Source organism: Pseudonocardia wallangbongensis, assembly GCF_054486945.1.
Window position 1 is genome coordinate 201,984 of the sequence record NZ_JBRERS010000003.1, and the last position, 14,212, is coordinate 216,195.

Annotated in this window: 14 protein-coding genes; 3 read left to right on the forward strand and 11 right to left on the reverse strand. The window is 73.4% G+C overall.

The genetic code is table 11. The features are described 5' to 3' along the window. Window positions 1-46: 46 nt before the first annotated feature. The 5 genes from ACU436_RS12340 to ACU436_RS12360 form a co-directional block, all read right to left on the reverse strand. Window positions 47-1,045 carry a YncE family protein gene (locus ACU436_RS12340; protein ID WP_459024676.1) on the reverse strand — a complete coding sequence of 333 codons (999 nt, stop codon included), beginning with the start codon at window positions 1,043-1,045 and terminating at the stop codon, window positions 47-49. Window positions 1,046-1,190: 145 nt separating this feature from the next. Then, window positions 1,191-3,893, reverse strand: coding sequence for an FUSC family protein (locus tag ACU436_RS12345; protein WP_459024678.1), 2,703 nt, complete (start codon window positions 3,891-3,893; stop codon window positions 1,191-1,193). 132 nt (window positions 3,894-4,025) lie between these two features. Next, window positions 4,026-6,080, reverse strand: a complete 2,055-nt coding sequence (locus ACU436_RS12350) for an ATP-dependent Clp protease ATP-binding subunit (protein WP_459024680.1) — start codon at window positions 6,078-6,080, stop codon at window positions 4,026-4,028. Window positions 6,081-6,144: 64 nt separating this feature from the next. Further along, complete coding sequence (locus ACU436_RS12355) at window positions 6,145-6,672, reverse strand: flavin reductase family protein (RefSeq protein ID WP_459024682.1); 528 nt, start codon at window positions 6,670-6,672, stop codon at window positions 6,145-6,147. A gap of 3 nt (window positions 6,673-6,675) precedes the next feature. Beyond that, window positions 6,676-7,275, reverse strand: coding sequence for a superoxide dismutase (locus tag ACU436_RS12360; protein WP_459025686.1), 600 nt, complete (start codon window positions 7,273-7,275; stop codon window positions 6,676-6,678). 131 nt (window positions 7,276-7,406) lie between these two features. Between ACU436_RS12360 and ACU436_RS12365 the strand changes: the two genes are divergently transcribed. Beyond that, the gene (locus ACU436_RS12365; protein WP_459024684.1) at window positions 7,407-8,108 is read left to right on the forward strand and encodes a DUF2306 domain-containing protein; all 702 of its coding nucleotides are present in this window, start codon (window positions 7,407-7,409) and stop codon (window positions 8,106-8,108) included. Here ACU436_RS12365 and ACU436_RS12370 read toward each other — a convergent pair. Continuing rightward, on the reverse strand, window positions 8,023-8,637 hold the full coding sequence (locus tag ACU436_RS12370) for a VOC family protein (RefSeq protein ID WP_459024686.1): 615 nt from the start codon (window positions 8,635-8,637) through the stop codon (window positions 8,023-8,025). The two genes, ACU436_RS12365 and ACU436_RS12370, sit on opposite strands and share 86 nt — an antisense overlap. Further along, window positions 8,634-9,521 (reverse strand): LysR family transcriptional regulator, encoded by an 888-nt coding sequence (locus tag ACU436_RS12375; RefSeq protein ID WP_459024688.1) that lies wholly within the window; start codon window positions 9,519-9,521, stop codon window positions 8,634-8,636. The genes ACU436_RS12370 and ACU436_RS12375 overlap by 4 nt, the downstream gene beginning before the upstream one ends. A 130-nt stretch (window positions 9,522-9,651) precedes the next feature. Between ACU436_RS12375 and ACU436_RS12380 the strand changes: the two genes are divergently transcribed. Next, window positions 9,652-10,968 (forward strand): MFS transporter, encoded by a 1,317-nt coding sequence (locus ACU436_RS12380; RefSeq protein WP_459024690.1) that lies wholly within the window; start codon window positions 9,652-9,654, stop codon window positions 10,966-10,968. A gap of 36 nt (window positions 10,969-11,004) precedes the next feature. Here the strand turns inward: ACU436_RS12380 and ACU436_RS12385 are convergent, their stop codons facing one another. Next, window positions 11,005-11,979 carry an acetylxylan esterase gene (locus tag ACU436_RS12385; RefSeq protein WP_459024692.1) on the reverse strand — a complete coding sequence of 325 codons (975 nt, stop codon included), beginning with the start codon at window positions 11,977-11,979 and terminating at the stop codon, window positions 11,005-11,007. 31 nt (window positions 11,980-12,010) lie between these two features. Continuing rightward, window positions 12,011-12,433 (reverse strand): STAS domain-containing protein, encoded by a 423-nt coding sequence (locus tag ACU436_RS12390; RefSeq protein WP_459024694.1) that lies wholly within the window; start codon window positions 12,431-12,433, stop codon window positions 12,011-12,013. Window positions 12,434-12,598: 165 nt separating this feature from the next. Between ACU436_RS12390 and ACU436_RS12395 the strand changes: the two genes are divergently transcribed. After that, window positions 12,599-12,811 carry a hypothetical protein gene (locus tag ACU436_RS12395; RefSeq protein WP_459024696.1) on the forward strand — a complete coding sequence of 71 codons (213 nt, stop codon included), beginning with the start codon at window positions 12,599-12,601 and terminating at the stop codon, window positions 12,809-12,811. Between the two features lie 123 nt (window positions 12,812-12,934). On the opposite strand, the gene ACU436_RS12400 is transcribed toward ACU436_RS12395, so the two are convergent. Further along, window positions 12,935-13,393, reverse strand: a complete 459-nt coding sequence (locus ACU436_RS12400; RefSeq protein ID WP_459024698.1) for a DoxX family protein — start codon at window positions 13,391-13,393, stop codon at window positions 12,935-12,937. 84 nt (window positions 13,394-13,477) lie between these two features. After that, on the reverse strand, window positions 13,478-14,131 hold the full coding sequence (locus tag ACU436_RS12405; protein ID WP_459024700.1) for a GntR family transcriptional regulator: 654 nt from the start codon (window positions 14,129-14,131) through the stop codon (window positions 13,478-13,480). Window positions 14,132-14,212: the final 81 nt, after the last annotated feature.

The following is a 14,212-nucleotide window of genomic DNA, read 5'->3' on the forward strand; positions in this document are numbered from 1 at the left end:
ATCGCGGTAACGGCGCCGGACCTTCGGGTCCGGCGCCGTTCTCGGTTCAGCGGGGGAGCGGGAGGACGGTGACGCTGCCGGCACGCGAGTCCGGCGGGTCGCCGCACACGTAGAGCGCATCCCGGCTCGTCACGATCCCGCGCGAGCCATTCTTGATCCTGATGTTCCGGATCACCTGGTTGCTGGTGCTGTCGATCACCGACACCGACGGCTCCTCCAGCCCGTCGGCGACGTACACCCGATCGCCCCTGGCCGTTGCCCGGCCCGGGTCATCGGCGACCGGAACGGTCGCCACCACCGCGGCCGATTCGGGGTCGATGACCGTGACGTCGTCGGAGAAGGCGTTCGGCACGAACAACTGCCCGCCGGAACCGATCACGACGTCCTTCGGGTCCTTACCGGCCTCGACGGTGGCGAGCACCTTGCCGGCGGCCGGGTCGATCACCGATACCTTGTCGTCGTTGACGTCGGCCGTGTAGAGCCGGTCGCCGTCCGGGCTCACGGCGAGGTCGACCGGGCCCGCGCTGCTCCCCAGCGGGATCGGCGGGAGCGCCTCGAAGGTGTCCGCGTCGAGGACCCAGATCTCGTCGGTGCCGGTGTTGGCCAGGTAGATGCGGCTGCCGTCGGGGGCGACCTCGACGCCGTTCGGGATGTCGCGCTCGTTCGGGTCGGAGCCGATCGGCACCGCTCGGAGCATGCTGTTGTCGCTCGTGTCGAGCACGGCCAGCTCGTCGGAGTTGGGCAGGGCCACGTAGGCGCGGTCCCCCCGCGGGCTCAGCGCGATGTCGTTCGGGGCGGTGCGCACGTTCGGGTCCGTCCGCGTGTTGATCGTGGCGATCACCGCGTTCCGGTCGGTGTCGATGACCGACACCGTGTCGTCGCCGAAGTTGGCGACGTACAGCCGTGGGGCCGAGGGATGCAGGGCGATCCCGCCCGGACTGTTGCCCACCGGGATGGTGATCTGCCGGTCCGGCGCGGCCACCTCGCCGGCCAGCGCCACCGGGGCCACGCCCACCGGCAGCGCCACCGCCACCGCCGCCACCACGGGCGCCCACCTCACCGGATGCCCGCCCGCTCGTCGTCCCCCGCGCATGATGATCGATCCTTTCGTCGGTCCCCTCCAATCGATCATCGTTCACACACCGCGCGCGGTTACCCGGAAGGACCAGATCGGGCGATCACGGCGAGGGTCACATCGGCGCCCGGGGGTGCTCCGCGCGCCGGGCGTGGTCGTCACACGCCCCGCGGGCGCTGCGGGGACCACCGGGCGCCCGCAGATCGCGGTGGGTACGGCAGCGGCGCTCCTGCCGCCCCTCGCCCGGGCCGTCGGGCTCCCTGCGGACCACGATGTCGTGCCGGCCGGGGCTCGCGTCCACGCTCACCCAGTCGGCGTGCGGCGCCGGGTCGCCGGCGAGCCCGTTCGCGCCGGCCGGCGTGCAGACCAGGAGGTAGTAGCCGGACTCGGTCGAGGTGAGCCGGTAGCGCCCGTCGGCGTCGGTCGTGGTCCGGTCGTGCTGGCGGCCCCGCACGTCGACGAGGGCGAGGGTGGCCTCGGCCGGCTGCCTGCTCGACCACTGCACGCGACCGTGCACGGCCGGCTCCTGGGCCGGCTCGCTCCCGGTCGGGCGCGCCGGGACGACGACACCGGGGGCGCCGGCGAGCGTCACGAGCGTGGCGTGCAGCCGGGTGAGCTCGTGGACGAGCGGGCGCGCGGGGTGGTCGGCGACGTCGAGCGCCGCCAGCCGGTCGGCGGTGGCCGCGATCGGCACCGGATCGGGCTGGGGCCGGTCCTGCACGAGGGCGTCGACCAGCTCGGCGATCCCGGTGACGGCGGCGCCGAGCCGGGCGCGCCGCGTGTCGTCGAGGTGGGCCGCGGCGTCGGCCGACCGGGCCACCCGCCTCGCGTGGTGGGCGAGGCCGGTGTAGATCATGATGCGGCGGCGTTGCGCGGCGCCTGCCGCCGGGAGCGCCGACCGGGTCAGCGGGCGTGAGATGAGCAGGACCTGGTGCAGCTGGGCGTCGAGGAGGCGCGCGGCGCCCGGCAGGTCGGCCGGGGTCCGCGGGTCGCGGAGGTGCTCCCCGAGTCGCTCCAGCAGCGTGCGCAGGCTGTCGAGCAGCGCCTTGCGTGCTGCGGTCGCGGCGGCCCGGGTGCGGATCGGGAGCACGAGGAGGCACACCCCGCACCCGATCACGCCGCCGATCGCGGTCTCCTCCAGCCGCAGCACCATCAGCGCGGGCGTGAACGTGCCGAGCACGGCGTAGAGCTCGCCGACCAGCAGGGTGATGAAGAAGATCATCACCGCGTACGAGATCCGCAGCAGGTAGAACCCGAGGAAGATGCTGACCAGGATCACGGGCAGCACCGCCGCGAGGTTCGACCCGGTCAGCGCCACGAGCGGGATGGCCCCGACCAGCCCCAGGATCGTGCCGAGGATGCGGTTGAGCGCCTTCATGACGGTCTCGGCGACGGTCGCGGTGCCCGTGAACGCGATGAACGCGGCGAGCACCGCCCAGTAGTAGCGCTGCCCGGACAGGGCGTCGCCCGCCGCGATCGCCAGCCCCGCCGCCACGGCGACCTGGACGGCCTGCCGGGTCGTGAGCGAGAGCCGGGACCAGTACCCGCCGGTGCTGCCCTCGATCATCGCGCGCACGGTGATCGCCGACCCGGGCATGTTCCCGGCGAACAGCTGCACCGCCGGCGTGAAGCCGCCCTCCTCGTCGGTCCGGGCGGAGCGGGAGGCGACCACGGCGCTGCGGCCGGCGGCGGGGGTCACCACGGCCGTCCAGTCGCGCCACGCACGGGCCAGCCCGGAAGCGGCCTCCGCCATCCGCCGCACCACGTGCGACGCCTCGACCGGCATCGTGTCGGCGCCGGCCGCGGCCGTCCCGTCCGTCGTGAGGGGCATCGCGATCGTCCCGACGACCTGCCGCGCCCCGGCCTCCAACCGGACGGCATGCTCCTCCACAGCGCTCCACGGCCCGCTGCGCACCGCGTCGAGCAGGCCGCGGACCTGCTCGGCCACCGCTGCCGGCAGGACCGTGCCGGACGCGACGAGCAACCGGACCGTCTCCGCGAGCTCCGCGGCGGCGAGCTCACCGTCGAACAGCGCGTGCCGCATCGCGTCCGCCGCGTCGTCGTCGACGACGGCGCCCGGCGTCCCGAGCTGCCCGTCGATCATCACCGCGGCCTCGTTGACCTGCACCGAACGTCCGTGCAGGCGGGCCAGGGCGCGGACCGCCCGCTCCCCGCCGGAGTCGGGGGCGGCGAGCAGGTCGGCCGCGGCGTCGCCCACCGCACGCGCCCTCGCCTCGAACGCGCGCAGCATGCGCCGCAGGACGCGGTCGTTGTGCACGGGGAACAGCACCAGGTGCAGCACCATGGACCAGCCGACGGCGACCAGCACGGCGAGCGCGACGGCGGGGAGCGCGGGCAGGGTCAGGCCGAGGAACAGGGCGAAGAAGTAGCCCATGAAGGCGATCATGCCGCCGATGAAGTACCGGGGCCCGAACCGGCGGATGAACACCGCCGCGAACATCACGACGACGAACACCATCAGCGACGCCAGCCGGAACCGGTCCACGGCGATCGCGACGCCCATGCCCGCGAACATGAAGAGCGGCAGGCCGAGCAGCGTGACGGCCTGACCCCCACGGGTGGCGTCGGTGAGGGCGAACGCCGCCATCATCGACACCACCGCACCGAGCATCATGGGCACCAGGGCGGGCTGGCCGGTGAGCCACGCGACGACGTACTCCACGCCGAGCGCGGTGGCCACGCCACCGACGGCGCGTGCGGCGGAGGTCAAGCGGTTGAGACCCGGGTCGGATGCGACCAACCGGTCGAGCCAGTTGGCCCCCCACAGCCTGCTCGCGGGCGCCATCGCGGCGGTCACTGCGGGCAGAGCGGCACAGAAAGTTGCATATGCTAACGATATAGGCCGCGCGCGGTCACACACCAACATGTGCGCCGGCACACCAACTGCAGTTGGTGTGCGAGCACCGAAGTTCGTGTGTGACGCCTCGGCTCAGCCCGCGTGGGGCTGCAGCACCAGCGCTCCGTCGCTCACGTCCACCACCACGCGGCCGCCGGGGCCGAGCTCGCCCCCGATGATCAGGCGGGAGAGGGCGCGGTCGACCTCGCGGGCGATGGTGCGGCGCAGCGGGCGCGCCCCGAGCTCCGGCTGGTGGCCGAGCTCGGCGAGCCGGTCGACGGCGGCGGGCGTGACCTCGAGCCCGATGTCCTGCGCGCGGAGCCGATCGGCGGTGCCCTCGAGCAGCAGCTCGGTGATGCTGCGCAGCTCGCCGCGGTCGAGGGCGGAGAACAGCACGATGTCGTCCACCCGGTTGAGGAACTCGGGCCGGAAGTGCACGCGCGCCATGCCGAGCACCCCCTCGCGCACCTCGTCGGTGAGCCGGCCGGTGGCGGCGAGCAGGCGGTCGGCGCCCAGGTTGCTCGTCATGATCACCACGGTGTGGGTGAAGTCGACGGCCCGGCCGTGGGCGTCGGTGAGCCGGCCGGCGTCGAGCACCTGCAACAGCGTGTTGATCACCTCGGCGTTCGCCTTCTCGATCTCGTCGAGCAGGAGCACGGCGTAACGGGTGCGCCGCACGGCCTCGGTGAGCTGGCCCGCGTCCTCGTAGCCGACGTGCCCGGGCGGCGCGCCCACCAGGCGCATGGCGCTGCCGCGGTCGGCGTACTCGCTCATGTCGAACCGCAGCAGCGCATCGACGCTGCCGAAGAGCGCCTCCGCGAGCGCCCGCGCGAGCTCGGTCTTGCCCACGCCGGTGGGGCCGAGGAACAGGAACGACCCGACCGGCCGGTCCGGGTGGGCGAGCCCGGCCCGCCCGGCGCGCACGGCGTCGGCCACGGTCTCGACGGCCTCGTCCTGCCCGACCACGCGCCGGTGCAGCAACGCCTCCAGGTCCAGCAGCCTGCGCCGCTCGGCGCCGGTGAGCCGGGCGACGGGGATGCCGGTGCTGTCGGAGACGATGCGGGCCACGTCGTCCGGGCCGATCTCCACCGTCCCGCCGGCCTTCTGCCGTTCGGGGCCCAGGGCGGCCTCGGCCGCCTCGATCTCACGGGTGAGCAGGTGCGCGCGCTCGAAGTCGTCGGCGTCGACGGCCACCTCGCGCGCCCGCCGCAGCTGGTCGAGCTCCTCCGCGCCCGCGCGATCGGCCGGGCCGGGGGCCGGTTCACCGGCGCGGATCCGGGCCCGGGAGCTCGCCCGGTCCAGGAGGTCGATCGCCTTGTCCGGCAGGAACCGGTCGGCGACGTAACGGTCGGAGAGCTCGGCCGCGGCCACGACCGCCGCGTCGGAGATCCGGACGCCGTGGTGCTCCTCGTAGCGCGCCCGCAGGCCGCGCAGGATCGCGATCGTGGCCTCCACCGTGGGCTCGGCGATCGGCACCGGCTCGAACCGGCGTTCCAGCGCGGCGTCCTTCTCGATGTGGCGCCGGTACTCCCGCACGGTGGTGGCGCCGATCAACCGCAGGTCGCCTCGGGCGAGCGCAGGCTTGAGCAGCGTGGCCGCGTCCATCGGCGCACCCTCGGCCGATCCGGCCCCGATCACGGTGTGCAGCTCGTCCAGGAACAGCACGATGGACCGCTCCGCGGCCACGACCTCGTCGATCACACCGGTGAGCCGCTGTTCGAAGTCGCCGCGGTAGCGCGTGCCCGCCACCATGCCCCCCAGATCGAGGGCCACGACCCGCACGCCGCGCAGCGACTCGGGCACGGCGCCGTCGGCCACCCGCTGGGCGACGCCCTCCGCGATCGCGGTCTTGCCGACGCCCGGATCACCCACCAGCACCGGGTTGTTCTTCGTGCGCCGGGCCAGCACCTCGAGCACCTGGTCGATCTCGGTGTCGCGCCCGATCACCGGGTCCAGCGCACCCGCGGCAGCGTCCGCGGTGAGGTCGCGGCCGAACCGGTCGAGCTTGGGCGTGCGCCCACCGGTGGCGGGTTGCCGGCTCGCGGTACCGCCCAGGCTGTCGCCGAGCGTGCTCTCGAGGTTGCCGATGAGTCGCTCGAAGATGTCGTCGAAGGGCCCGGAGCCGGGTCCGGGTCGGTCCTGCGGCACGTGAACCTCCTGGTGCTCCACCCCGATGGTCCTCCGTCCGGGCCGATCGCGCCGCCCCCGGTCGTCAGGAGGCGGTCGGCGCCGGCCCGAGGACGTGGAAACCGCGGTCGTGGTGGACCAGGGGCCGGCCCGACCGCCCGGACGAACGGACCCCGACCACCTCGGCGACCACGACCGTCGCGTCCCCGACGGGCACGCGCGTCAGCGGGTGGCAGCGCAGGGCCGTGGGCGCCTCCGGGAGCCACGGCTCCCCGGTGGCCAGCGGGGTCCAGCGGGTGGCCGGGCCGAACCGCTCCGCCCCCGACGTCGCGAAGCACCGGGCCAGGTCGACGTTGCGGGCCTCGAGCAGGTGGACGAGGAACGAGTCCGCGGCCAGCAGGGCCGCGGCCGCGCTCGTCCGGTGGGAGATCGACAGGACGAGCGCGGGCGGCGTCACCGACACCGACGCCACCGACGACGCCGTCAGCCCCACCGGCGCACCGGCGCCGTCGCGGGCGGTGACCACGGCGACGCCGGTGGGGTGGTGGCGGAAGGATTCCCGGAACGCGCTCGCGAGCAGGTCCGTCGGCGCTTCCGTCCCGGTCGGGGCCATCGGTCAGATCCCGCGGGCCTTCGCGAAGCGGTCGGCCGCGTCGGCCCAGTTGACGACGTTCCACCAGGCCTTGACGTAGTCGGGCTTGACGTTGCGGTACTGCAGGTAGAAGGCGTGCTCCCACATGTCGAGCATGACGAGGGGGACCTGGCCGGCGGGGAGGTTGGCCTGCTGGTCGTAGAGCTGGTGGACCAGCAGGCGCTGACCCAGCTGGTCCCAGCCGAGGATGGCCCAGCCGGAGCCCTGGATGGTGGTGGCGGCGGTGAAGTGGGCGCGGAATGCGTCGAAGGAGCCGAAGTCCTCGTCGAGGGCGGCGGCGAGCTCGCCGGTGGGCTTGTCGCCGCCGTCGGGGGACAGGTTCTGCCAGAAGGTGGAGTGGTTGACGTGGCCGCCGAGGTTGAACGCGAGGGTCTTCTCGAGGCCGACGATGGCGCCGTAGTCGCCGCCGTCGCGGGCGGCGGCGAGCTTGTCGAGGGTCTGGTTGAGGGCGCCGACGTAGGTCTGGTGGTGCTTGGAGTGGTGCAGCTCCATGATCTCGCCGGCGATGTGCGGGGCGAGGGCGCCGTAGTCGTAGGGCAGGTCGGGCAGCGAGTACGTCATGATCCGATCGTCGAACCTCGACCCGGGTTCACCTCAAGCCGACCATGGCCCAGGTCACGTACGTCAGCGGGAGTAGGCGAACCGCCGACCCCGAGCGGACGACAGCATCCCCCGCGCGGCCGACGATCGGGCGCATGGACGCCCAGGTACTGCGCCCGCGCCGGGTCTGGCTGATGCTGCTGGTCGCCGTGGTGGCGAGCGCGGTCATGGTGGTGCCGTACGCGCTGCTCGACGCCGGGTCCAGCCGGCTGGACGTCGAGGGCGGGCCGCACTACGGCCTGCTGGTCGCGCACGTCTTCACCGCGACCGTCGCGCTGGTGCTCGGGCCGCTGCAGTTCGTGCCGGCGATCCGGGCGCGCAGGCGGTGGCACCGCCGGATCGGGCGGACCTACCTGCTGGTGGGCGTCCTGCCCGCGGCGGTCACGGCCGTACCGGTCGCGCTCCTGTCCGGCCGGATCGTCACCCAGGTCGGGCTGGTGATCCCGGCGCTGGGGTGGCTGGTGACGGCCGCGCTGGCGGTCCGCGCGATCCGCCGTGGCGACGTCGCCGCGCACCGGGCGTGGATGACGCGCAACTACGCGCTGACCTTCCTCGCCGTCACCGCGCGGATCCTGGTGCCGCTGGTGCTGCTGACGGGGCTGGCCACCGGCGCGATCGCCCCGGCTGCCGTACCGGCGGCCGCCTCGTCGCTGATCCCGGTGGGCCAGGTGCTCGGCTGGGTGATCAACCTCGTGGTGGCGGAGGTGCTGATCAGGCGAGCTCGACGGTTCCGGACGGCGTCTCGACCAGCGCGCGCAGTGCCGGCGCCGGTCCCTGCTCGACGGGGAGATCCGTGACGCCGAGGGCCGCGAGGCGGGTCCGGACGCCGGCCGGGTCGGGATGCGTCGCCGTGAACGACCGCAACCGCGCACCGCGGGCGGCGGAACGGCTCGGGTGCTCGGTGTCGCCCCACGCGATGACGAACGGCACCACCTCGGGCACGGTGCCCGGCGGCGGCGTGAGCCGCCACGCCAGCCGCACCCCGTCGCCGCGCAGGCGCGCCATGTCCCGGGCCGCCCCGGGGTCGTACCCGCGGGAACGGGCGGTGGCGACGTCCGCGTCGAGGTCCGCGACCCGCACCGCCCAGGCGGCCAGGCGGGGCGCGCTGAGCCCGTCGACGCCGAACGGCCGCGGCTGCGCGGGTGCGGGCTGGTCCGCGTCCGGGCCGATCACCTCGAGGTAGGAGCCCGCACCGAGGTCGGCGAGCGCGTTGCGGGTGCCCACCCCGTCGTGCGCGCCGCCGGGGCTCGTCACGAGCCCGCGGCCGGCCAGCGCGGCGACGGTGGCGTCGAGGTCGGGGGTGGCGAGGACGAGGTGGTCGATCATGGGGCGATCATGCCGGTCGAGAGGCTCGTGGGCCCGCTCGCGAGCACGGCGGCCGCGAGCGCCTTCGTGGCCGGGCGTCCCTCGGTCCGCGGGTTGGTCAGCAGCACCAGGTCGAGGTAGCCGAGCTCGGGCAGGCGGTGCTGCGGGCCGAGCGGGGTGAGCTGTACGGGCACCAGGCTGCTGGCCAGCGCCGAGATCCCGATGCCCGCCGCGACCGCCCCGATCAGGCCGTTGACGCCGCGGCAGACGCACGCGGGGCGGTATGTGATGTCGGCCCGCTGCAGGGCGTTCTCCATGGCGGATCGGGACAGGCTGGGGTTCGGGTACACGACCAGGGGGAGCGGTTTGCTCGCGTCCAGCCGCGTGGATGCGGTGCCCACCCACACGAGTCGGTCGCGCTTCACGAGCTGACCCCGTGGCTCGCCGCGCGGGCGCTTCCCCACGAACAGGTCGAGCCGGTCGTTCTCGAGCCTGCGATGCAGAGAACCGCTCTGGTCGATGGACAGGTCGAGGTCGACGAGCGGGTTGTCGCGGCGGAAGTCACGCAGGATGTGCGGCAGCCGGGTGAGCGCGAGGTCGTCGGACATCCCGATCCGGAGCCGCCCGTGCGGGCGCTCCTCGTTGAAGAAGACGGCGGCCTGCTCGTGGGCCGCGAGGATGGAGCGGGCGAATCCGATCATGGCCTCGCCGTCGGGGGTCATGGCGACGGTGTGCGTGTCGCGGTGCACGAGCACGCGCCCGGTGGCGTCCTCGAGCTTGCGGATGTGCTGGCTGACCGTGGGCTGGCGGATGCCGAGCCGCGCCGCGGCCTGGGTGAAGCTGCGGGTCTGGGCCACGGCGAGGAACGTCTGGAGCTGGGCGGGGTCGTAGATCATCTGTGCCATATTGCTCCGTGATAACAGTTAGTCGGCTGATCGTCGTTCACAATACGCTGCTTGCGGGGGACACTGAGGTACGGATTTCTGCGAGAACTACGAAGGGTTATCCGTGACAACGGCTGCGGCCGACATACCCGTGAGCGGGACCACATCCACCATCGATTCCACTCCTCGCCGCGCCAGCACATTCGCCGCGTTGCGCGTCCCCAACTTCCGGATCTACGTCAGCGCTCACGCGGTCGCCAGCACCGGCACGTGGATGCAGAACATCGCCCTGGAATGGCTCGTCCTCGAGCTCAGCGGGAGCCCGGCCGCGGTGGGCATCACGATGGCCTGCCAGTTCCTCCCGATGCTGCTGCTCGGCATGTACGGCGGGATGATCGCCGACCGCTACCCGAAGCGGATCATCCTGATGATCACCCAGAGCCTGTTCGGGCTCCTGAGCGCCGTGCTCGCCGCCCTGACCATCTCCGGGCAGATCCGGGTGGAGTACGTCTACCTGTTCGCGCTCGCCGCGGGCCTCGTGTTCGTGGTCGACAACCCGACGCGCCAGGTCTTCGTCAACGAGGTCGTGCCGGAACGGTACGTGCGCAACGCCATCGCGCTGAACGCCGCGGTGTTCCAGACCAGCCGCCTGATCGGGCCGGCGGTGGCCGGCATCATGATCGCCACGGTCGGGTCGGGGTGGGCGTTCGCCGCGAACGCCGTGTCCTACATCGCCCCGCTCACCGGCCTGATGCTCATCCGCTCCGCCGACCTGATCCGGACGCCCCCGCTGGAGCGGGCGCCCGGGCAGCTGCGCGTGGCGCTGCGGTACGTGGCCGAGCGCCCGCACGTCGCGTGGACGATCGTGCTCGTCGGCCTGATCGGCACGTTCGGGCTCAAGTTCCCGGTGGTGCTCACGGCCATGGCGGACCAGGAGTTCGCCGGCTCGACCGTCACCGGGGCGCAGCTCTACGGGCTCTTCAACGTCGTGATCGCCGTCGGGTCGGTGGCCGGCGCGCTGATCGCGGGCGGGCGCACGCACCCCCGGCTGCGCACGATCGTCCTCGCCGGGGCCGCGTTCGGCGCCGCGCAGCTCGCGGCGGCGCTCGCCCCCGGGCTGGGCGTCTTCCTCGCGGCGCTGGTGGCGATGGGCATGGTGAACCTCGCGTTCCAGGCGATGGCGAACTCGTCGGTGCAGTCCTGGGTGGACGGTGACGTCCGCGGCCGCGTGATGAGCATCTACATGCTCGCGTTCGTCGGCGGCACCCCGCTCGGCGGTCCCGTGGTCGGCTGGATCACCGACGCCTTCGGCGCCCGCGTCGGCATGGCCTTCTGCGGGCTGGTGCCGCTCCTCGCCGCCGTGGGGGTGGCGTACGCGCTCTCCCGGCACGCCCGGACGCAGCCGACGGCCGCCGCGGGGTCACACACCAACTCCGGTGCCGCCACACCAACTGCAGTTGGTGTGTGACGGCAGAAGTTGGTGTGCGAGCGCCCCTGACCCGGCCTATCGACCGAGGAGCTCGTCCAGCCAGCGGATCTGGGCCTGCCGCTGGTAGGACTCGCCGCCCTCGTGGTCGTTGAAGCGGTAGACCTCGATGTCCTTGCTGGTGCCGCCGTAGTTGTTGTACGCGGCGTACACCGTGGAGGGCGGGCAGATCAGGTCCATCAGCGCCACCGAGAACAGGCTCGGCGCCGTGGCGCGCTTCGCGAAGTTCACCGCGTCGAAGTACGAGAGGGTGTGCAGCACGTCGTCCACCCGCGCCCGGTGCACCGCGAGGTAACGGGTGAGCTCGGCGAACGGGTCCTTGTCGCAGATGTCGAGCGCGCGGGTGAAATGGCAGAGGAACGGGACGTCGGGCAGCGCGGCCGCGACGTCCGGCACCAGCCCGGCCACGGCGAGCGTGATCCCGCCGCCCTGGCTGGCCCCCTGCACCGACACGCGCCCGGCGTCGACGCCGGGCAGCGTGCGCACGGCCTCGACGGCGCGCACGGCGTCGGTGAACACCCGCCGGTAGAAGTAGGTGTCCGGGTCGTCGATGCCGCGGGTCATGAAGCCCGGCGTGGCGGGGCCCGAACCGTGCGGATCGGCGGTGCGCCCACCCGCGCCCCAACGGGCGCCCTGCCCGCGGGTGTCCACGAGCAGGTGGGCGTAGCCGGCGCTCGCCCAGCGCAGCGACTCGCCCGGCAGGTCGCGGCCCCCGTTGTAGCCGATGAACTCGACGACGGCGGGAAGGGGACCGTTCTCGCCGCGGGGCACCGTGAACCAGGCGCCGATGCGGTCGCCACCGAACCCGCTGAAGGCCACGTCCCGGACCGTGACCGTGCGGTAGGGCGTGTCCACCTCCTCGGACCGGACGTCCAGGTCGTGGCCGCGGGCCTCGTCGAGGGTCCGCGTCCAGAACGCGTCGAAGTCGTCGGGTTCGCGGACGTCGGGGCGGTAGGCGACGAGCTCGTCAAGGGGCAGATCGGCGCGGGCCACGGATCTCCTGTCCTCGGATGGGGATGCGGTCTCAGAGGCTGAGGAGGGCGCTGTCCAGGTCGGGGTGCAACTGCAGGATCTGCTGCAGGTTCATCGTCTCCCACGGGCGCAGGACGGCGCTGTTGCCGGGTGGCGCCACGAGGCGCAGCGGGGGGAGGGGCTCGGGCGGCCGGGATCGGTAGCCGCCGCTGCCGGCGGGCGCGGTGGTACGGGTGGCCAGCTCGGCGAGGGTCCCGAGTCCGGAGGAGCCGAGGAAGCTCACCGCCGTCAGGTCCACGACGACGCCGGTGAGGTCCGGCCACTGCAGCGTCTCGTCGACCGTCGTCATCAGCTCGCGCGCGGTGAGCAGGTCCAGCTCGCCGGTCACCGTGACCACGGCCGCCGAGCCGACGCGCTTCGCGGTCAGCGTCATGGCGTCCGCGGGGTCACCGCGGCTGGGGTCGCTGTCGGTCATCCCGGCACCGTATCGGGCGCTCCTGCGCCATGGCGACGCGGCGCGTGACCGGTGTGGTGCACGAGCTGCTACGGATCGTGAGCGAGAGGGGGCGGATGTAGCCCGTTCGGGCGGGGTATCCGGCGTTTCGTGTACCGGTACCGCCTGACGGGGTAGCCGACCCGCGTGTGGATCTCGCTCGGGGTGCCGGTCGCCGTCTTGCTGGCGACGCTGCTGCTGCAGCGGCTGGAGGCCAAGCTCCTGAGTACGCCCCAGCGGGTCGATCATCGCGAGCGTCCGGCGCCGGGCGGCTCCGTACCGCTGCTGGCCGTCGGTCCCCTCGAGCCACCGCCTCCGCACCCCGAGGCGGACCGTCCCGTTCTGCGCGGGGCGGCCTGAACGGCGGTCACACACCAACCGTGGTGCCGGCACAGCAACTGCAGTTGGTGTGTGAGCGCCAAAGTTGGTGTGCGAGGCGCTGTCACCTGCTCGGACGCCGCCGAGCGATCCCGGCCTCGGACGTCACGACGCCGGTGCGGGTGAGCGGAGTGCCCGCGCGTGGTGCGCGACCACGGCGAGCGTCGCCGCGAGGAACAGCACCTGCATGGCGGTGCGGGGCAGCAGTGGGGTGTCGGTGCCCTCCAGCGCCGCGTGGACGTTCGCCGGGAACATGACGACGAGCAGCACGGTCAGCCCGCCCGCTGCCCAGGGCGCGAGGCGGGGGAGCAGCAGCCCGGCCGCGCCGGCGAGCTCCAGGACCCCCGTGATCGTCACGAGGAGCTCGGGCGCCGGCAGCGCAGGCGGAACCATCGCGACCAGCTCCTGACGCATCCCGACGAAGTGCACGACGCCGGTGAGCGTGAACATCGCCGCCAGGCCTCCGCGGAGCGCGACCGGCCACGGTCGCAGGGCGCGCACCCCGAGCGCGCCCGCGCCGAGCAGGAGCGCGGTGACGGCGACGAGGGTGATCAGTGGTTCCATGACGTACTCCGGTCTTGGCAGTGACAAATTGACACTGACAAGATGCATGAGGACGACCTGTCTTGTCAACGACAAGACGGCGGGTCACGGTGCCGGTGTGGCGGCCGCCTCCCGCAGCAGGGCCAGCCGGATCTCCCGCGCGGTGGTCATGTGCTGCCGGGCGATCTCCCGCGCCGCCTGCTCGTCACGCCCGCGCACCGCCGCGACGAGCCGGGCGTGCTCGTCGAGCGCGGTGGACCACCGGTCGCCGACCGAGAGGGTCGACCGCGGGGCGTGCACGAGGTGGATGGACAGGCGCTCCAGCAGGTCCAGCAGCACCGGGTTGTGCGTGGCCTCCCAGATCGCGGAGTGGAACTCGAGGTTGGTGCGGGTGCGGGTGGCGTCGTCGAGGTCGGTGAGGGCCCGGTCGCGGGCGAGGAGGCCCTCCAGGCGCATCAGGTCGGCGTCGCCGCGGCTGTGCGCCGCCTGCCCCGCGGCCTCGGCCTCCAGCAGCACGCGCATGTCGTAGACCTGCACCACCTCGTGCGGGTCGATCGAGCGCACCTGCATGCCGCGGCCGCCGGGCGCGAGCAGGCGGTCCTGCTGCAGGCGGCTCAGCGCCTCCCGCACCGGCGTGCGGGACACGCCGAACCGCTCGGCCAGCGCGATCTCCCGCAGCGGCGTGCCCGGCGGGAGCGCGCCGGACAGGATCTGCCCGCGCAGGTCCTCGTAGACGGTCTGCGCGTCCGTCCCCGTCATTCAGTGCCCACCGATGCGGGATCGGGGGAGCGAACGGCACCCTCGCGCGTCAGGTGCGAGCGAACGGGCCGTTCGGCCCAC